The sequence below is a fragment of the Kitasatospora sp. NEAU-69 genome, assembly GCF_057158765.1.
In genome coordinates this window covers 135,057-152,594 of the sequence record NZ_JBWXUE010000013.1, presented here as the reverse complement: position 1 = coordinate 152,594, position 17,538 = coordinate 135,057, and the positions used below count along the sequence as shown (strand labels likewise).

Below are 17,538 nucleotides of genomic sequence, written 5' to 3'. Positions count from 1 at the left end.
TCGCTGTGGGTGTTGAGTTGCCCGGCTGGAGCGCCGGGGCGGCCGCCCTCGCGGTCCGCCACGGTGACCGGGTGCTGCCAAAGTGCTGACCCGTTCGCCGGATTCCCGTCGTAGCAACCCCCGCAACGGGTAGGCATGGGGTGTGATCCCTGCACCCACAGCGAGCTACCGGCTCCAGCTCCAGCCCTCCTTCACACTCGCGGACGCCGCGTCCGCCGTCCCGTACCTGGCTGGGCTCGGCGTCTCCCATCTGCACCTGTCCCCGCTCCTGGAGGCCACCCCGGGCTCCACCCACGGGTACGACACGGTCGACCACACCAGGATCAGCGAACAGCTGGGCGGCGAGAGCGCGTTGCGCGCGCTGGCCGCGACCGCGCACCAGCACGGCCTGGGCCTGATCGCCGACATCGTCCCCAACCACATGGCCGTCCCGACGCCCGAGCGGCTCAACTCACCGCTCTGGCACGTGCTGCGCGACGGTCCCGGCTCCCCGTACGCACACTGGTTCGACATCGACTGGCAGGCCCAGGGCGGCCGGATCCTGCTGCCGGTGCTCGGCGACCGGCTCGGCGCCGTGCTGGACCAGCTGAAGGTGGACCAGGACACCCTGCGCTACTACGACCACGTCTTCCCGCTGCGCGCCGGCACCGAGCACCTGCCGCTGCCCGCGCTGCTGAACCGGCAGTTCTACCGGCTGGCCTGGTGGCGGACGGCCGCCACCGAGCTCAACTACCGGCGGTTCTTCACCGTCAACGGGCTGATCGCGCTGCGGGTGGAGGACCCGCGGGTCTTCCGGGCCACCCACGCGGTGCTGCTGCGGCTGCGCGCCGAGGGCGTGCTGGACGGCTTCCGGGTCGACCACCCGGACGGCCTGGCCGACCCGCGCGGCTACCTGAGCCACCTGGCGAAGGCCAGCGACGGGGCGTACACCGTGGTCGAGAAGATCCTCAGCGGCCTGGAACGGCTGCCGATGGACTGGCCGTGCGCGGGGACCACGGGCTACGACGCGCTGCGGCACATCGACGGTGTGCTGACCGACGCCGCCGGGGTACACCGGCTGACCGAGCACTACGGCGACTACACCGGCGTGCGGACCACCGCCGCGCAGGCCGCCCGGACCGGCCGGGCCGAGATGATCGCCGCGGACGGCGAGCTGGCCGCCGAGATGAACCGGCTGGTCCGCCTCGCCGGCCGGATCTGCACGGCCGAGCCCGCGCTCGCCGACCACGGGCCGGACGCGATCCGCGCCGCGCTCTGCGACCTGTTCACCCACTACACGGTCTACCGGCCGTACCCGTACCCGGCCGAACGGACCGTCACCACGCCGGAGTCCACCAAGCAGTTCGTCGAGCTGCTGACCCAGGGCCACCTGGGCAACAGCCCGGCCAAGGAGGAGTTCCGCACCCGGTTCGCGCAGACCGCCTCGGCGGTCGCCGCCAAGGGCGTCGAGGACACCGCGTTCTACCGCTGCCACCCGCTGCTCAGCCTGAACGAGGTCGGCGGCGACCCCTCGCACCCGGGGATGGCGCCGGAGGACTTCCACTGCTGGGCCGAAGCGATCGAGGTGCACTGGCCGCGCACCATGACCGCGCTCTCCACCCACGACACCAAGCGCAGCGCGGACGCGCGGGCCCGGCTCGCGGTGCTGGCCGAGCTGCCGGACGAGTGGCTGGCCGAGTGCACCGCCTGGTCCGAGCTGGCCGGCGGCCTGGCCGACCGCAACGCCGAGTGGCTGCTCTGGCAGACCCTGGTGGCCGCCTGGCCGATCGCCCCGGACCGGCTGGTCGGCAACCTGGTCAAGTCGCTGCGCGAGGCCAAGCAGACGACCAGCTGGACCTCCCAGGACACGGCCTACGAGGAGAGCGTGGCCGACTACGCCCGCGCCGTGCTGGCCAACCCCGAGCTCACCGCCCGGATCGACCGGTTCGTCACGATGCTGGAGCCGTTCGCGCAGAGCAACAGCCTCTCCGCCGCCCTGCTGCACCTGACGATCCCCGGCGTGCCGGACCTCTACCAGGGCTCCGAGAAGCCGCTGTACACGCTGGTCGATCCGGACAACCGGGCGCCGGTCGACTTCAGCGCCCCGGAAGTCGGCCTGTCCGACTTCGCCCGCCGCAAGCTGCACCTCACCCGCACCGCGCTGCACCTGCGCCGCCCGCTCGGCCCGTACCGTCCGCTGGCCGCCGGCAAGCACCTGGTGGCGTTCCAGCGCGGCCCCGACCTGACGATCATTGCCACTCGTCTGCCGTACGACCTCGCCCGCAGCGGCGAGCAGGCTAGGCTCGAACTACCGGGCCGCTGGACCGACCTGTTGACGGGCCATCAGCACCAAGGCCCGGTCGACACCGTCGCGCTGCTCACCCGGGAGTCAAAGTGAAGTACCAGGTCTGGGCCCCCTACGCGAAACGCGTCGACGTCGAGGTGGACGCCACGGCGTACCCCCTGACCGCCGGCGAGCGGGGCTGGTGGCGCGGCGAGGCGCCGAGCGGTCAGGACTACGGGTTCCGGCTCGACGGCGGCCGGGCACTGCCGGACCCGCGCTCGGCCCGGCAGCCGCACGGCCCCGACGGGCTCAGCCGGGTGGTGGACCACGGCGAGTTCCGCTGGTCGGACACCCCCTGGCACGGCCGCGCGCTGCCCGGCGCGGTGGTCTACGAGCTGCACATCGGCACCTTCACCCCCGGCGGCACCTTCGACTCGGCCGCCGAGCGGCTCGACCACCTGGTCGAGCTCGGCGTCGACTTCGTCGAGCTGCTCCCCGTCTGCCCGTTCCCCGGCAAGCACGGCTGGGGCTACGACGGGGTCGCGCCGTGGGCCGTGCACGAGCCGTACGGCGGCCCGGACGGGCTCAAGCGGTTCGTCGACGCGGCGCACCGCAAGGGCCTGGGCGTGATCCTGGACGTGGTGCACAACCACCTCGGCCCGTCCGGCAACTACCTGCCCGCCTTCGGCCCGTACTTCACCGACCGGCACCAGACCCCCTGGGGCTCGGCGGTCAACCTGGACGCGCCGGGCTCCGACGAGGTCCGCGGCTACCTGATCGGCAGCGCGCTCGCCTGGCTGCGCGACTACCGGGTGGACGGCCTGCGGCTCGACGCCGTGCACGCGCTGGTGGACGACCGGGCGCTGCACTTCCTGGAGGAGCTCTCCACCGAGGTCGAGAAGCTGGGCGCGGCGCTGAACCGCCCGCTCTTCCTGATCGGCGAGTCCGACCTGAACAACCCGCGCACCACCAACCCGCGCAGCGCCGGCGGCCAGGGCCTGACCGCGCAGTGGAGCGACGACTTCCACCACGCGATCCACGCCGCCGTCACCGGTGAGGCGCAGGGCTACTACGCGGACTTCGGCCGGGCCCCGATGGCGGCGCTGCACCGCACGCTGACCCGTGGCTGGTTCCACGACGGCACCTGGTCCTCGTTCCGCGACCGGCACCACGGGCGGCCGTTCCCACGGGAGTTCGGCCACCGGCTGCTCGGCTACTCGCAGACCCACGACCAGGTCGGCAACCGGGCGCTCGGCGACCGGCTGACCGCCGCCCAACTCGGCCTGGCCGCAGCACTGGTGCTCACCTCGCCGTTCACCCCGATGCTCTTCATGGGCGAGGAGTGGGGCGCCGGCACGCCGTGGCAGTACTTCACCGACCACACCGATCCGGGGCTGGCACAGGCGGTCCGGCAGGGCCGGCGCCGGGAGTTCGAGGCGTACGGCTGGACGGCGGACGAGGTGCCCGACCCGCAGGCCCCCGAGACGGTGCTCGGCTCGGTGCTCGACTGGACCGAGCCGCGGGCCGGCAAGCACGCCGAACTGCTCGGCTGGTACCGCACGTTGATCCGGCTGCGGCGCGCGTACCCGGAGCTGACCGATCCCGATCTGACCGCGGTGCGCTGCGAATTCGACGAGGAGGCCGGTCAGTTGACCGTGTACCGGGGGGCGGTGCGGATCGCGCTGAACTTCGGCGAGAAGCCGGTCGAGCTGGCGGCCGGGCCGGCCGGCACGGTGCTGGGGCACTGGGGCGAGCTGACCGCGGACCGCCTCGGCGCCCGCTCCTGCGTGATCACGCGCACCGCGCCAGAAGGAAGTTGACGATCCGCGCGCGCAGGCCGGCGGCGTCCAGGCCGTAGGCGGCGAGGTGCTCGTCCATCGACCCGTACTGCCGGTGCTCCTCCCTCGGAACCCCGAGGCCGAGCACCCGGTGCGGCAGATCGGCGAGCGCCTCGTGCGCCGCGTTGTTCGAGGTGCCGGCCAGGTAGGGCTCGACCAGCACGACGTCCGCCAGGCCGGTCGCGCGCAGCGCCGCCGCGTCGAACGGGCGCACCGTGGTGGCGTACAGCACCGTGACGTCCAGCCCCTCGGTGGCGGCCAGCACCGCGTCCAGCATCGGGCCGACGGCCAGCACCACACCGCGCGAGCCCTCGCGGACGGTCAGGAACCGGCCCGGGGTGATCGCGTGGCCGGCCGCGTTGCGGTGCTCGGACAGGCGCACGTACACGTTCCGGTCCCCGTCGGCGACCGCGTGCCGCAGCAGCGTCTCGGCCTCGTCGGGGTGACCGGGCACGTGCACCGTCCAGTCGGGCAGCGTGTCGAGCAGCGCGACGTCCCCCGGCGCCATGTGGGTGCGCCCGCCGGCCGGCCAGTCGTACGAGCCGAGCGCGCTGACCAGCACCGCGCCGACGCCCTGGTGGCCGAGGTCCAGCTTGATCTGCTCGAACGGCCGCTCGATCAGGAAGCTCGCGAAGGTGTGCGCGATCGGGCGCATCCCGGTCAGCGCCAGGCCGCCGGTCACGCCGATCAGCAGCTGCTCACGGATGCCGACGTTGAGCACCCGGTCGGGGTGCGCGGCGGCCGCCGCCTCCAGGTACCGCGCGCCGATGTCGGCGATCACCACGGCGGTGCGCGGGTCCTGGTCGAGCAGCTCGGTGACGACGGTGCCGAAACGCTCACGCATGGTGTCCATGGTTCCCGGTCCTCTTCTCGGTTCTAGTTCTTGGGCTCGACGCGGGCGACGACGGCGTGCGGCCGGCCCGGGTGCTCGGTGGTGAAGGCGGCATACAGCGCCTCGTGGTCGTGCCCGTCCACGGTGGCCGCCGACCAGCCGGCCGCGGTGAAGCGCCCGGCGATGCCACCACCCCAGCCGTGCGTCGCGGAGGAGTTGTCGATCACGATCGCGTGCAGCCGGTCCAGCCCGACGGCGCCGGCGTACGCGACGGCCTCGTGGTTGCTGCCCTCGTCGAACTCGGCGTCACCGAGCAGCGTCCAGACGGCGGGACCGGTGCGGCCCTGCGCCCGCAGGCCCAGCGCGGTGCCGACGGCGAGCGGCAGCCCGTGGCCGAGCGAGCCGGAGCCGATCTCGACGCCCGGGATCAGCTGCCGGTCCGGGTGGTGGCCGAGCGGCGAGAAGTAGCCGCCGAAGCCGTCCAGCCACTCGGCCGGCAGGATCCCCTTGGCGGCCAGCACCGCGTAGTACGCCATCGGGCCGTGGCCCTTGGAGAGCAGGAACCGGTCCCGCTCGGGGTCCTCCAGATGATCGCGGTCGAGCCGCAGCACCCGGTCGTAGAGCACCCAGAGCGCGTCAAGGGTGGAGGTCGCCGCCGGTCCGTGCTTCTCGGCCCCGGTCATCCGGCCCATCAGTGCGGGGAGCGCCCCGTACGCCGTCGTGGTCATGAGAGGATCCTGCAACTTCAAGCCGACTTGAGGTCAAGCCCTAGAATCACCACCATGACCGCCGCCGCTGCCGCCGCACAGCCGCCCGTCCACCCACCCGTCCTGCTGACCATCGGTCAACTCGCCGCCCGCAGTGGCCTGGCCGCCTCCGCGCTGCGCTACTACGAGGACCTCGGGCTGATCCACTCCACCCGCACCGCGGGCGGCCAGCGCCGCTACACCCGTCAGATGCTGCGCCGGATCGCCTTCGTCCGCGCCGCGCAGACCGTCGGGCTCTCGCTCGACGAGGCGCGCGCGGCCCTCGCCGGACTGCCCTCCGACCGCTCCCCCAGTCAGGACGACTGGCGCCCGGTCGCCGCGTCCTGGCAGGCCCGGATCGACGAGCAGATCGCGGACCTGCAGCGCCTGCGCAACCACCTCACCGGCTGCATCGGCTGCGGCTGCCTCTCACTCGGCGTCTGCGCGCTGTACAACCCGCACGACGTCCGGGGCGCCGAGGGACCGGGCGCCCGCACCCTGCTGCCGCGCCGGCCGACCAGGCCGGAGCCCGACACGGCCACCGACACCGGCACGGCCACCGACCCCGGCACGGACCGTAAGGTGGCCTCATGATCACTCTCACCACGCTGCTGGTCCGCGACTACGACGAGGCGATCGCCTTCTACGTGGAGGCGCTCGGCTTCGAGCTGCGCGAGGACAGCCCGCGGGCGGACGGCGGACGCTGGGTGGTGGTCGCGCCCGCCGGAGCACAGAGCGGCCTGCTGCTCGCCCGGCCCACCAAGCCGGAGCAGCTGGCGCGGATCGGCGACCAGACCGGCGGCCGGGTCGGCTGGTTCCTGCAGACCGAGGACTTCGCCGCCCAGCACGCCCGGATGACGGCGGCCGGCGTGCACTTCGTCGAGGAGCCGCGGCACGAGCCGTACGGCACGGTCGCCGTCTTCGCCGACCCCTACGGCAACCGCTGGGACCTCATCCAGCCGCGGTGAGCTGCTGCCAGACCTGCGCGACCCGAGCCGCCAGCTCCTCCAGCGTCCCGTTGTTCTCCACCACCAGGTCGGCCACCGCGAGCCGCTGCTCGCGCGTCGCCTGCGCGGCCATCCGGGCCCGGGCCTCGTCCGCGGACATCCCGCGCAGGCGGACCAGGCGGTCGAGGCGCACCTCGTCCGCGGCGTCGACGACGATCACCTGCTCGAAGAGCGGCGCCAGCCCGTTCTCGGCGAGCAGCGGGATGTCGTGCACGACGACCGCGTCGGCCGCCGCACCGGCCTCCAGCTCGGCCGAGCGGTCCCGGACCAGCGGGTGCACAATCGCGTTCAGCGCGGCGAGGCGCTCGGGGTCGGCGAAGACGATCGCGCCGAGCGCCGGGCGGTCCAGCGCGCCGTCGGCCCCGAGCACCCCGGGGCCGAACTCGGCCATCACGGCCGCCAGTCCCGGGGTGCCGGGCGCCACTACCTCACGGGCGATCAGGTCGGAGTCGACCAGCACCGCGCCGTAGGAGACGAGCAACCCGGAAACGGCGCTCTTGCCCGCGCCGATCCCGCCAGTAAGTCCGATCTTCCGCATGGCGGCAGACTACACAGCGCCACTACACCGCGGCGATCTCCGTCGAGGCGCCGACGGCCAGGTGCTCGTAGGTCGCGCCCGTCTGCACGCCGCCGTTGCCGCCGAGCCAGTGGCCCAGGCCCAGGCCGATCTCGCTGAGCAGCACGTCGTGCATGCCGATCGTCCGGGACGGCTTGACCTCGCGGACGTAGTCGATCAGCTCGCCGACCTTGTTCCACGGCGCCGAGAGCGGCACCAGCAGTGTCTCGACCGGGCGGTCCGGCACGGTCAGCGCGTCGCCGGGGTGGAAGAGCCGGCCACCGAAGAGGAAGCCGATGTTCTTCACCTGCGGCACCTCGGGGTGGATCACGGCGTGCCACTCACCGTGCACCGTGACGTCGATGTCACCGACTTCGAACGCGTCGCCTTCGCCGACCACGGTGATCGCGGTGCCCAGGCCGGCGAGCTGGTCGGCGACCGAGCGGTTGGTCCAGATCCGCAGGCCGGGGTTGGCCGCGAGCGCGGCGCGCACCTGGTCCTCGGTGAAGTGGTCGAAGTGCTCGTGGGTGATCAGTAGTGCGTCGGCGCCCTCGATCGCCTCGGGCTCGGTGAACGCCCCGGGATCGACGACGAGCGTGCTGCCGTTCTCTTCGATGCGGACACAGGCGTGTCCGAACTTGGTGAGTCGCATACGTCAGAGCCTACCGGCGTGTCGCAGCTGACCGGCAGTCACTTTCCCCGCCGTCGCGCGTTGAGCAGGGCGCAGTCCACCAGTCTTCTCCAAGCCAGTCCCGTCCAGCCTCTAAGGACTCAATCCGTGACCACCCTGCGCAACTCCCTGCTCGTCGCCGCCGCACTCTGCGGACTGATCCTCGCCGGGGCCGGCGCCGCCGCCGCCTGTGACTCCGCCAACCTGGGCGGGGCACTCAACTCCGGCTTCGGCAACGCCTGCGTCAACGGCGAGTGAGCTCCGGCTCGGTGAGCTCCGGTTCGGGGTTGCGCGGGCCGGGCAGCGTTCCCGCCGTGGCCTGCTCGGCCTTCAGCGGCGGCAGCGCCACGTGCTCGCGCAGCCCGAACCGGTTGTAGAGCTTGCGCAACGGCGCCGGCGCCCACCAGTTGAACTCGCCGAAGAACGACATCGTGGCCGGCACCAGCAGACATCGCACCAGCGTCGCGTCCACCGCGACGGCCACCGCGAGCGCGATGCCCATCTGCTTGACCATGAGCATCTGCCCGGCCGCGAAGCCGGCGAAGACGATCACCATCAGCAGCGCGGCCGAGGTGATGATCCGACCGCTGCGCTGCAGACCGAGCTGCACCGCCTCGGCGCAGCCGTACCCCTGGTCCCGCAACTCCTTGATCCGCGAGAGCAGGAAGACCTCGTAGTCCATCGAGAGCCCGAACGCGAACGCGAAGACCAGCACCGGGATGAACGTCTCCAGGCCGCCGGTCGGCGTGAAGCCGAGCAGTCCGCTGAACCAGCCGTGCTGGAAGACCAGCGTGAGCGCGCCGAGCGAGCAGCCCAGCGAGAGCACGTTCATCAGCAACGCCTTGATCGGCATCACCACCGAGCCGGTCATCAGGAAGAGCAGCACCAGCGTGCCGGCCGCCACCAGCGCGAGCGCCCACGGCCCGCGGGTGGCCAGCTCGTGCTCGAAGTCGACCACGGTCGCGGCGTCCCCGGTCACGTAGGTGGTGAGCCCGCCGCGCGCCGAGCGCAGCTCGTCCACCACCTGCTTGGCCTCGCCGCCCTGCGGATCGCCGTGCACCAGCACGTCGATGGTGCTGACGGTGGCGCCCACCGGCTGCACCGCGCGCACACCGGTGACGCCGGGCAGCTTCGCCACCACGTCGTCGGCGTACTTCGCGGCGGCCTGCCCGCCGGCCTGCACGACGACGGTCACCGGCGCCGGCGCGACCTGCGGGAACCGCTGCTCGATGACCTCGGCGACCTGCCGCCCGGCCGAGCTGTGCGGCAGCACCGCGGCGCCCGAGTTGCGCATCTGCGCGCCGACGAACGGCGCACCGGCCGCAGTCAGCAGTGCGACGCAGACCAGCGCGACCGGCACCGCTCGGCGCTGCACCAGGCGCACCGTGCGGGCGAAGAAGCCCTCGTCCGGCTCGGCCTTCTTCGGCGGCTTGATCCGGTGCCCGGCGAACCCGAGCAGCGCCGGGACCAGGGTCAGCGCGGCGAGCACCGCGATCACCACGACGCTGACGCCGGCGGCGGCGACCGCCCGGAAGACCGGGCTGGTGAAGACGAAGAGCCCGCTGAGCGCGACCGCCACGGTCAGCCCGGAGAACGCGACGGTCCGTCCGGCGGTGGCCGCCGTGCGGTGCACCGCCTCGGCGATCTCGGCGCCCTGCCCGCGTTCCTCGCGGAACCGGTTGACCATCAGGAGCGCGTAGTCGATCGACAGGCCCAGGCCCAGCACGGTGGCGATCGGCAGCACGCTGGTGTCGATGTCCATGAGGTGGCTGAAGCCGAACATCGCCAGCAGCGCACCGCCGATCGAGGCGACCGCGCCGATCACGGGCAGGCTGGCCGCCGCGAGACCACCGAAGACCAGCACCATGACGACCAGGGTCAGCGGCAGCGTGACGATCTCGCCGAACTTGGTGTCGGACGCCGTCTGGTCCTTGACCTCCTGCTGCGTCACCAGGTCGCCGCCGACGGTCACGTGCGTGCCGGGCGCCGAGATGGCGGAGAGCCGCGTGCTGACCGCCTGCTGCTGACCGCTGGTGCTGTTGTCGGCCATCCGCACGTTGACCAGGCTCGCCGAGCCGTCGGCGGCGCGCAGCAGCTGGCCGCCTCCCTGCGCATCGCTCTGGTAGGCGTCCGAGACCGAGAGCACGCCGGGCAGCTTGGCCAGGTCCTGGGCGGCGGCGGTCACCGCGTCGCGGACCGCGGGGGTGTCCACCTGCACGCCGTCGACCACCGCCGTCACCGTGCCCAGCGACGGGTCGGCGGCCGCGACCACCGAGGTGCCCTTGGTGGACTCGGCGCCGCCGGAGCCGCTGGAGGTGACGGTGCCCTCGAAGACCCGGCCGCCGATCAGCACTCCGAGCGCGAGCACGGCGACCCAGAAGGCGAGCACCCACCGCCGGTGGCGGTAGCAGGCACGACCGAGCGCGGCAAGGCGACCGGGTATGGCGTCATTTCGCTGGGAGGTCGGCACAGCGGAGGAGTGGCGCTTCAAGCGAGACTGCCTTGCGTGTGGGGCGGGAAACCCATTGGGCAACTCGTTCCAAGTTAGGTGTTCTGTCCGGAAAGACCCATAGGCCGGGGATGAGCTGCTTGTCACACATGGTGCTGGCTCAATCAACGGGCCGGACCCCCACCGGCATTCCCCACAGATCCTTGCGGACATAACGAAGTACCCCCATCCGGAGATCCCGGATGGGGGTACTTAGTGAGCTTCAGCTCAGTTCAACCGGCGACGGAACCAGCCCGCCGACAGGTTGAGCGCGGATCAGCTCTGGCCGCCGGCCAGCTTCTCGCGCAGGGCGGCCAGCGCCTCGTCCGAGGCGAGGGCGCCGGCGCCCTCGTCGCTGGAGGAGGAGTAGTTGCCACCGGCAGCGGCGGCAACAGCGTCGCCACCCTCGGCAGCGGCCTCGGCGTCGGCCTCGCGGCTCTTGATGACCTGGGCCTGGTGCTGCTCGAAGCGGGCCTGCGCCTCGGCGTACTGGCGCTCCCACTCCTCACGCTGCTTCTCGAAGCCGGGCAGCCAGTCGTTCGCCTCGGGGTCGAAGCCCTCCGGGTAGATGTAGTTGCCCGCGTCGTCGTAGGACGCAGCCATGCCGTAGAGGGTCGGGTCGAACTCGACCGAAGCCGGGTCGGCACCGAGCGACTCGTTGGCCTGCTTGAGCGACAGGCTGATCCGGCGACGCTCCAGGTCGATGTCGATGACCTTGACGAAGATCTCGTCGCCGACCTGGACGACCTGCTCCGGGATCTCGACGTGGCGCTCGGCCAGCTCGGAGATGTGGACCAGGCCCTCGATGCCCTCGTCCACGCGGACGAACGCACCGAACGGAACCAGCTTGGTGACCTTACCCGGAACGACCTGGCCGATCTGGTGGGTACGGGCGAACTGCTGCCACGGGTCCTCCTGGGTCGCCTTCAGCGACAGGGAGACGCGCTCGCGGTCCATGTCAACGTCGAGAACCTCGACGGTGACCTCCTGGCCGACCTCGACAACCTCGGACGGGTGGTCGATGTGCTTCCAGGACAGCTCGGAGACGTGGACGAGACCGTCGACGCCGCCCAGGTCCACGAAGGCACCGAAGTTGACGATCGAGGAGACGACGCCGGAGCGCACCTGACCCTTCTGCAGGGTGGTGAGGAAGGTCTGGCGGACCTCGCTCTGGGTCTGCTCCAGCCAGGCACGGCGGGACAGGACCACGTTGTTGCGGTTCTTGTCCAGCTCGATGATCTTGGCCTCGAGCTCCTTGCCCACGTAGGGCTGGAGGTCGCGAACGCGGCGCATCTCGACCAGCGAGGCCGGGAGGAAGCCACGGAGGCCGATGTCGAGGATGAGACCACCCTTGACGACCTCGATGACGGTACCGGTGACGATCCCGTCCTCTTCCTTGATCTTCTCGATCGTGCCCCAGGCGCGCTCGTACTGTGCGCGCTTCTTGGACAGGATCAGACGACCCTCCTTGTCCTCCTTCTGGAGAACCAGGGCCTCGATCTCGTCGCCGACCTTGACGACCTCGTGCGGGTCAACGTCGTGCTTGATCGAGAGCTCGCGGGAGGGGATGACACCCTCGGTCTTGTAACCGATGTCGAGGAGCACCTCGTCACGGTCGACCTTCACGATGATGCCCTCGACGATGTCGCCATCGTTGAAGTACTTGATGGTCTCGTCGATCGCCGCGAGGAAGGCTTCCGCGTCGCCGATGTCGTTGACCGCAACCTGCGGGGTGGTGCTGACAGAGGTGTCGGTGGGGCTCGTCATTAGGAAAAGGGCTCCGGTACGGACATGAAGTCGTAGGTAATGCCACGCGGGGGCCCGTATCGCTCCCACCGAAAGCCGACAGCCAAGAACACGGCCCACCTACCCGTTTCACCAGGTGTGGTCCGTCTTGCGACCGTGGGGTCTTCGACAGATGCGAGCGCGACCTGCTCCGTCCGAGGCGCGCAGGCCCGCAGCGCAACTTGTAGCATACGGGGACAGCCGGGCACGGTCAACGCCAAGGGCGACGAGACCGCACAGGGCGGTATGGATCAGGCCATATCCTCACAACTGCGCCCCTCACGCGGCCGGCCGGCCGACGTGCGGAGTGGCAAGTTTTCGGGGGCCTGGATCCCCGGATGCCACCGCCTGGACCGGCCCCGAGGGGACGGTTGCCATGCAGCGGCGCTTTCCGCAGCCCCTACCTTACGCGAGGCGCATTATGACCTTGGACGCGACCCCTGGCCACCGAGCGGACGAGGCTCCCGGCACCGCCGTGACCGAGGACGATACGGCCGTGACCGAGGCGGACACGGCCGTGGCCGAGGACGATCTCGCGCTGCGGCGCGAGGCGGCGGCCGGCGAGAGCAGCGTGGCCAGCCGGCACTGGTGGGACCGCAACGCCGACGAGTACCAGGACGAGCACGGCGCGTTCCTCGGCGACGACCGCTTCGTCTGGTGCCCGGAGGGGCTGGACGAGGCCTCGGTGCGCCTGCTCGGCGAGGTCGCCGGGCGCGACGTGCTGGAGATCGGCGCCGGCGCGGCGCAGTGCTCGCGCTGGCTGCGCGAGCAGGGCGCCCGCCCGGTCGCGCTCGACATCTCGCACCGCCAGCTCCAGCACTCACTGCGGATCGACCTGGCCCGCGGCGTCGAGCCGGTCGCGCTGGTGCAGGCGGACGCCGCGGTGCTGCCGTTCGCGGACGGCTCCTTCGACACGGCCTGCTCGGCGTACGGCGCGGTGCCGTTCAGCGCGGACACCGCGGAGCTGATGCGCGAGGTGCACCGGGTGCTGCGCCCGGGCGGGCGCTGGGTCTTCTCGGTCACCCATCCGATCCGCTGGGCGTTCCCGGACGAGCCCGGCGAGGAGGGGCTGACCGCGAGCGCCAGCTACTTCGACCGCACGCCGTACGTCGAGCAGGACGAGCAGGGCCGCGCCACCTACGTCGAGCACCACCGCACGCTCGGCGACCGGGTGCGCGAGCTGGTCGGCGCCGGGTTCCGGCTGCTGGACCTGATCGAGCCGGAGTGGCCGGCGGAGCTGACCCAGGAGTGGGGCGGCTGGAGCCCGCTGCGCGGGCAGCACATCCCGGGGACGGCGATCTTCGTGGCCGAGCGGGGCTGATACTTCTCGGGTGAGCCGCGACCTGCCCGCCCAGACCGTCAGCCTGCCCGTCCGCGCCGCGTTGCCCGCGCTCGCCGCCGCACTCGCCGAACACGGCACGGCCGTGCTCGCCGCGCCGCCCGGCACCGGCAAGACCACGCTGGTGCCGCTGGCCCTGGCCGGCCTGCTCGACGAGCCCATCGGCGGGCCGGTCGGCGGGCCCGTCGGCGAGCTCGGGGCCGTCGCCGCCCCGCGTCGGGTGCTGGTCGCCGAGCCCCGCCGGCTCGCGGTGCGCGCGGCGTCCCGCCGGATGGCCTGGCTGCTCGGCGAGCAGCCAGGCGGCCGGGTCGGGCACACCGTGCGCGGGGAGCGGGTGGTCGGCCCCGGCACGGTCGTCGAGGTGGTCACCACCGGCGTGCTGCTGCAGCGGCTGCAGCGCGATCCGGAGCTGCCCGGGGTGGACGCGGTGCTGCTCGACGAGTGCCACGAGCGGCACCTGGACGCGGACACCGCGCTCGCCTTCCTGCTGGACGTCCGCGCCGCGCTGCGGCCCGAGCTGCAGCTGCTGGTCGCGTCGGCGACCTCGGACACCGCCGCCTGGGCCGACCTGCTCGGCGGCGCTCCGGTGGTCGAGGCGCACGGCACGGCGCACCCGGTCGAGGTGGTGTGGGCGCCGCCGCCGCGCGCCGTCCGGCCGCCGCAGGGCACCCGCACCGACCCGGCGCTGCTGGAGCACGTCGCCGCGGTGATCCGGCGGGCGCTCGGGGAGAGGGACGGCGACCTGCTCTGTTTCCTGCCCGGCGTCGGCGAGATCGCCCGGGTGGCCGGACTGCTCGGCGCGCCGGCCGGCGTGAGCGTGCTCCAGCTGCACGGGCAGGCGCCGCAGGCCGTGCAGGACGCCGCGCTGAGCGCCGGTGACGGCCGCCGGGTCATCCTCGCCACCTCGGTCGCCGAGTCCTCGCTGACCGTGCCGGGCGTGCGGATCGTGGTCGACAGCGGGCTCGCCCGCGAACCGCGCACCGACCACGCGCGCGGGCTGGGCAGCCTGGTGACGGTCCGGGCCTCGCTCGCCGCCGGCCGCCAGCGGGCCGGCCGGGCCGGGCGGGAGGCGCCGGGCACGGTCTACCGCTGCTGGCCCGAGGTCGCGGACGCGCTGGCGCCGCGCTTCCCGACGCCGGAGATCGCGCTGGCCGACCTCACCGGGTTCGCGCTCCAGGCCGCCTGCTGGGGCGATCCGGACGCGCGCACCCTCGCCCTGCCCGACGCACCACCGGCGGGGGCGCTCGCGGCGGCCCGGCAGACGCTCGTGGCGCTCGGCGCGGTGCAGCCGGGCGACGGGCGGGCCACCGAGCGCGGCCGCCGCTTCGCCCGCACCGGCCTGCACCCGCGGCTGGCCCGGGCACTGCTGGACGGCGCCGCGCGGGTCGGCGCACGGCGGGCGGCGGAGCTCGTCGCGCTGCTGTCGGAGGAGCCGCCGCGCGAGCTGGGCGACGAGCTGACGGCCGTCTGGCGCGCGGTGCGCGGCGGCGGTGCCAGCAGTGGCGGTGCCGCCGCTCGTTACGCGGCCCGCTGGCGGGACGAGACCCGGCGCCTGCGCGCCCAGCTGAAGGCCGCCGACTCGGCGCCTGCCGACAGCTCCCTCAGCGACGCGGCCGCGGCCGGCCTGATCGTCTCGCTCGCCCACCCCGAGCGGGTGGCGCGCGCTCGCGGCGAGGCCTTCCTGATGGCGTCGGGCACGGCCGCCGCGCCCGCCGCCGGCTCGGCGCTCACCGGCGCGCCCTGGCTCGCCGTCGCGGTCGCCGACCGCCCCGCGGGCGCACCGACCGCACGCATCCAGCGAGCGGTGCTCATCAACGAGAGCACCGCTCGCGCCGCCGCCGGACACCTGCTCACCGAACGGGACGAGGTGCACTGGGCCGTCCCGCCCGGCAGCCGCCGCGGCGACCTGACGGCCCGCCGGCTCACCGCCCTCGGCGCACTCGAACTGGACGCCGAACCACTCACCAGGCCGGCCCCCGCACTGGTCCGCGCCGCCCTGCTGGACGGCCTGGCCCGCGAGGGCGTCAGCGAGCTGCTCCGCTGGTCGGAGAACGCGAGCTCACTGCGCACCCGGCTCGCCTTCCTGTACCACGCACTCGGCGCGCCCTGGCCCGACGTCACCGACGAGGCCCTGCTGGCCGCGGCGGACCACTGGCTGGAACCCGAGCTCTCCCGCGCCCGCCGCCGAGCCGACCTGGAGCGCATCGACACCACCGCCGCCCTGCAACGCCTGCTCCCCTGGTCCACCGGCGAGGCCGGCCGACTGGACGAGCTCGCCCCCGAACGCATCACCGTCCCCAGCGGCTCCCGGATCCGGGTCGACTACTCGACCGAACGCCCCGTCCTCGCCGTCAAACTCCAGGAGCTCTTCGGCTGGCCCGCCGCCCCGGCCCTGGCCGGCGGCCGCGTCCCCCTCACCATCCACCTGCTCTCCCCCGCCGGCCGCCCGGCCGCCGTCACCGGCGACCTGGCCACCTTCTGGCGCGAGGGCTACCGCGCCGTCCGCGCCGACCTCCGCGGCCGCTACCCCCGCCACCCCTGGCCCGAGGACCCGACCACGGCCGAACCGACCAAGCGGGCCAACCCGCGGAAGTGACGATGTGCCGACTCCACGGCCCCTACGCTGGAGCCGTGCCGTTCCTGGAGGACACATGAACCCCGCGCACTACGCACTGCTCGAGGAAGTGCGCCGGGCCCTTCCTGACAGCTTCAAAACCGAGCTGTCCGGAGAGCTGATCATCGTCCAGGCGTCACCGTCGGGTATCCACCAGCGAAACCTCGCGCTGATCCAGCGCCAGTTCGAGGCACACGCACCGGATGGCTACCTGGCGTCCGGAAACTCCGATCTGGCGTCCCCCACGGTCGGCAAGCTCCGCAATCCGGACCTGACCTACCTCCCCCAGGAGGCCATGGCGACCACCGACAACCAGCTCCCGGCCGAACTGGCCCTGATCGCCGTGGAGATCGTCTCCCCGTCCAATCCGGAGAACGACTGGCAGGGCAAGGTCCGCGACTACCCCCTGATGGGCATCCCGGCCTACCTGATCGTCGACCCCGGTCGCAAGACGGTCACCCTGCTCAGCGAGCCCGAGAACGGCCGCTACCGGGCCCGCGAGGACGCCGACTTCGGGGAGACGATCCACATCCCCGAACCCTTCGGCTTCACCCTCGACACCGGCAACCTGCTGCCGTACTGACCAGCCCACTGCCCTGCTCCCGGTCGGCCGGGAGCGGGACAGTTCCATCCCCGTGCCGCAACCGAACCGACCGGACGGGCGAACCCGAGGAAGTGGGACCGGGTCAGGGGATCGGCGCGTAGGAGATCGTCGGCACCGACTGCGGCACGAACGGGCTCTGGGTGTCCGGCCGCGGGATCGGGATCCCGATCCTGACCGGATCGCAGGTCATGATGACGCCGCGGGAGTCCCGGGCGCAGGAAGCCGTCGAGGCCGCAGGCGTCCCCATGCTGCATTCGGTGCAGGGGACCGGGGAGATCCGACTGAGCGGCGGCTGCGAGACGCTCGGCGCGCTCGGCGCCGGCGCGGCCGGGGCGAGCGTCGGCTTCGTCGCCATGCTGTGCGCCGGCGCGGCGGACGCGGTGTGCGGCGGCGCGCTCGTCGCGGGCCGGGTGGTCCTGGGTTCCTCGCTGGGCGCCTGGGTCTCGGCCACCGGCGCGCTGGTCACCGGCGCCGGCGGGGTGAGGCTGGGTGAGGGCGACGGGCTCGGTGACGCGGAGGGTGATGCCGACGGGCTGTCAGAAGGCGAGCCCGAGGCCGGGGCGGACGCGCTCGCGGTTGCCGACGGGCTCGCCACCGGCGCCGCCTGGCTCGCCCCACTGCCGGAGACCAGCCACAGCGCCCCACCGACCACCACCAGCGCCGCGGCAGCAAGCGTGATCGCAAGCCCACGACGACCGGCGACACGGCTCGCGAGAGCGAGCGACTGCGGAGCAGGCGGCTGCGCGACATCGTGAGCCCGAAGTCCTGACCGGGCCTCGGCATCGGCCTTGGCCGG

The 17,538-nt window shown here is 72.9% G+C and carries 16 protein-coding genes; 9 read left to right on the top strand and 7 right to left on the bottom strand.

Annotation, left to right across the window (positions count from 1 at the left end):
* The first annotated feature begins 142 nt into the window (after positions 1–142).
* Together treY and treZ are read left to right on the top strand one after the other, a co-directional pair.
* A complete protein-coding gene (gene treY / locus AC060L_RS17385; protein WP_483799667.1) occupies positions 143–2,377 on the top strand; it encodes a malto-oligosyltrehalose synthase in 2,235 nt (744 codons plus the stop codon).
* Positions 2,374–4,083, top strand: coding sequence for a malto-oligosyltrehalose trehalohydrolase (treZ, locus tag AC060L_RS17380; protein ID WP_483799666.1), 1,710 nt, complete (start codon positions 2,374–2,376; stop codon positions 4,081–4,083). The genes treY and treZ overlap by 4 nt, the downstream gene beginning before the upstream one ends.
* On the opposite strand, the gene AC060L_RS17375 is transcribed toward treZ, so the two are convergent.
* Positions 4,055–4,954, bottom strand: a complete 900-nt coding sequence (locus AC060L_RS17375; RefSeq protein ID WP_483799665.1) for a transketolase family protein — start codon at positions 4,952–4,954, stop codon at positions 4,055–4,057. The two genes, treZ and AC060L_RS17375, sit on opposite strands and share 29 nt — an antisense overlap.
* Positions 4,955–4,977: 23 nt before the next feature.
* Positions 4,978–5,661 (bottom strand): transketolase, encoded by a 684-nt coding sequence (locus tag AC060L_RS17370; protein ID WP_483799664.1) that lies wholly within the window; start codon positions 5,659–5,661, stop codon positions 4,978–4,980.
* A gap of 54 nt (positions 5,662–5,715) precedes the next feature.
* On the opposite strand from AC060L_RS17370, the gene soxR reads away from it, so the two are divergent.
* Together soxR and AC060L_RS17360 are read left to right on the top strand one after the other, a co-directional pair.
* Complete coding sequence (gene soxR, locus AC060L_RS17365) at positions 5,716–6,273, top strand: redox-sensitive transcriptional activator SoxR (protein WP_483799663.1); 558 nt, start codon at positions 5,716–5,718, stop codon at positions 6,271–6,273.
* Positions 6,270–6,647, top strand: a complete 378-nt coding sequence (locus tag AC060L_RS17360) for a VOC family protein (RefSeq protein WP_483799662.1) — start codon at positions 6,270–6,272, stop codon at positions 6,645–6,647. Before soxR ends, AC060L_RS17360 begins: the two co-directional genes overlap by 4 nt.
* On the opposite strand, the gene coaE is transcribed toward AC060L_RS17360, so the two are convergent.
* Complete coding sequence (coaE, locus tag AC060L_RS17355) at positions 6,631–7,224, bottom strand: dephospho-CoA kinase (RefSeq protein ID WP_483799661.1); 594 nt, start codon at positions 7,222–7,224, stop codon at positions 6,631–6,633. The genes AC060L_RS17360 and coaE overlap by 17 nt on opposite strands.
* Positions 7,225–7,246: 22 nt before the next feature.
* Positions 7,247–7,894 carry an MBL fold metallo-hydrolase gene (locus AC060L_RS17350; protein WP_483799660.1) on the bottom strand — a complete coding sequence of 216 codons (648 nt, stop codon included), beginning with the start codon at positions 7,892–7,894 and terminating at the stop codon, positions 7,247–7,249.
* Between the two features lie 126 nt (positions 7,895–8,020).
* On the opposite strand from AC060L_RS17350, the gene AC060L_RS17345 reads away from it, so the two are divergent.
* Entirely contained in the window at positions 8,021–8,170 is a 150-nt protein-coding gene (locus AC060L_RS17345; RefSeq protein ID WP_483799659.1) for a hypothetical protein, read from the top strand.
* Here AC060L_RS17345 and AC060L_RS17340 read toward each other — a convergent pair.
* Both AC060L_RS17340 and rpsA read right to left on the bottom strand, forming a co-directional pair.
* Positions 8,157–10,301, bottom strand: coding sequence for an MMPL family transporter (locus AC060L_RS17340; RefSeq protein ID WP_483799658.1), 2,145 nt, complete (start codon positions 10,299–10,301; stop codon positions 8,157–8,159). The genes AC060L_RS17345 and AC060L_RS17340 overlap by 14 nt on opposite strands.
* Before the next feature lie 375 nt (positions 10,302–10,676).
* Positions 10,677–12,167, bottom strand: a complete 1,491-nt coding sequence (gene rpsA, locus AC060L_RS17335; RefSeq protein ID WP_483799657.1) for a 30S ribosomal protein S1 — start codon at positions 12,165–12,167, stop codon at positions 10,677–10,679.
* Positions 12,168–12,606: 439 nt separating this feature from the next.
* Here rpsA and AC060L_RS17330 point away from each other — a divergent pair, with 439 nt between their 5' ends.
* The 3 genes from AC060L_RS17330 to AC060L_RS17320 are packed head-to-tail and all read left to right on the top strand — an operon-like array spanning position 12,607 to position 16,721.
* Complete coding sequence (locus tag AC060L_RS17330) at positions 12,607–13,506, top strand: class I SAM-dependent methyltransferase (RefSeq protein WP_483799656.1); 900 nt, start codon at positions 12,607–12,609, stop codon at positions 13,504–13,506.
* A 10-nt stretch (positions 13,507–13,516) separates the two neighbouring features.
* Entirely contained in the window at positions 13,517–16,120 is a 2,604-nt protein-coding gene (hrpB, locus tag AC060L_RS17325; RefSeq protein ID WP_483799655.1) for an ATP-dependent helicase HrpB, read from the top strand.
* Positions 16,121–16,175: 55 nt separating this feature from the next.
* Positions 16,176–16,721 carry a Uma2 family endonuclease gene (locus tag AC060L_RS17320; protein ID WP_483799654.1) on the top strand — a complete coding sequence of 182 codons (546 nt, stop codon included), beginning with the start codon at positions 16,176–16,178 and terminating at the stop codon, positions 16,719–16,721.
* A 103-nt stretch (positions 16,722–16,824) separates the two neighbouring features.
* Here the strand turns inward: AC060L_RS17320 and AC060L_RS17315 are convergent, their stop codons facing one another.
* Positions 16,825–16,989, bottom strand: a complete 165-nt coding sequence (locus AC060L_RS17315; RefSeq protein WP_483799653.1) for a hypothetical protein — start codon at positions 16,987–16,989, stop codon at positions 16,825–16,827.
* On the opposite strand from AC060L_RS17315, the gene AC060L_RS17310 reads away from it, so the two are divergent.
* Positions 16,988–17,497: a hypothetical protein gene (locus AC060L_RS17310; RefSeq protein ID WP_483799652.1), complete on the top strand. Its 510-nt coding sequence runs from the start codon at positions 16,988–16,990 to the stop codon at positions 17,495–17,497. The genes AC060L_RS17315 and AC060L_RS17310 overlap by 2 nt on opposite strands.
* Positions 17,498–17,538: the final 41 nt, after the last annotated feature.

Excerpts from the sequence above, each read along its gene's own strand:
- AC060L_RS17375 (WP_483799665.1), bottom strand. The coding sequence starts at position 4,954 with ATGGACACCATGCGTGAGCGTTTCGGCACCGTCGTCACCGAGCTGCTC.
- AC060L_RS17370 (WP_483799664.1), bottom strand. The coding sequence starts at position 5,661 with ATGACCACGACGGCGTACGGGGCGCTCCCCGCACTGATGGGCCGGATG.
- soxR (WP_483799663.1), top strand. The coding sequence starts at position 5,716 with ATGACCGCCGCCGCTGCCGCCGCACAGCCGCCCGTCCACCCACCCGTC.
- AC060L_RS17360 (WP_483799662.1), top strand. The coding sequence starts at position 6,270 with ATGATCACTCTCACCACGCTGCTGGTCCGCGACTACGACGAGGCGATC.
- coaE (WP_483799661.1), bottom strand. The coding sequence starts at position 7,224 with ATGCGGAAGATCGGACTTACTGGCGGGATCGGCGCGGGCAAGAGCGCC.
- AC060L_RS17350 (WP_483799660.1), bottom strand. The coding sequence starts at position 7,894 with ATGCGACTCACCAAGTTCGGACACGCCTGTGTCCGCATCGAAGAGAAC.
- rpsA (WP_483799657.1), bottom strand. The coding sequence starts at position 12,167 with ATGACGAGCCCCACCGACACCTCTGTCAGCACCACCCCGCAGGTTGCG.
- AC060L_RS17330 (WP_483799656.1), top strand. The coding sequence starts at position 12,607 with ATGACCTTGGACGCGACCCCTGGCCACCGAGCGGACGAGGCTCCCGGC.
- AC060L_RS17320 (WP_483799654.1), top strand. The coding sequence starts at position 16,176 with ATGAACCCCGCGCACTACGCACTGCTCGAGGAAGTGCGCCGGGCCCTT.
- AC060L_RS17310 (WP_483799652.1), top strand. The coding sequence starts at position 16,988 with ATGCTGCATTCGGTGCAGGGGACCGGGGAGATCCGACTGAGCGGCGGC.
- AC060L_RS17315 (WP_483799653.1), bottom strand. The coding sequence starts at position 16,989 with ATGGGGACGCCTGCGGCCTCGACGGCTTCCTGCGCCCGGGACTCCCGC.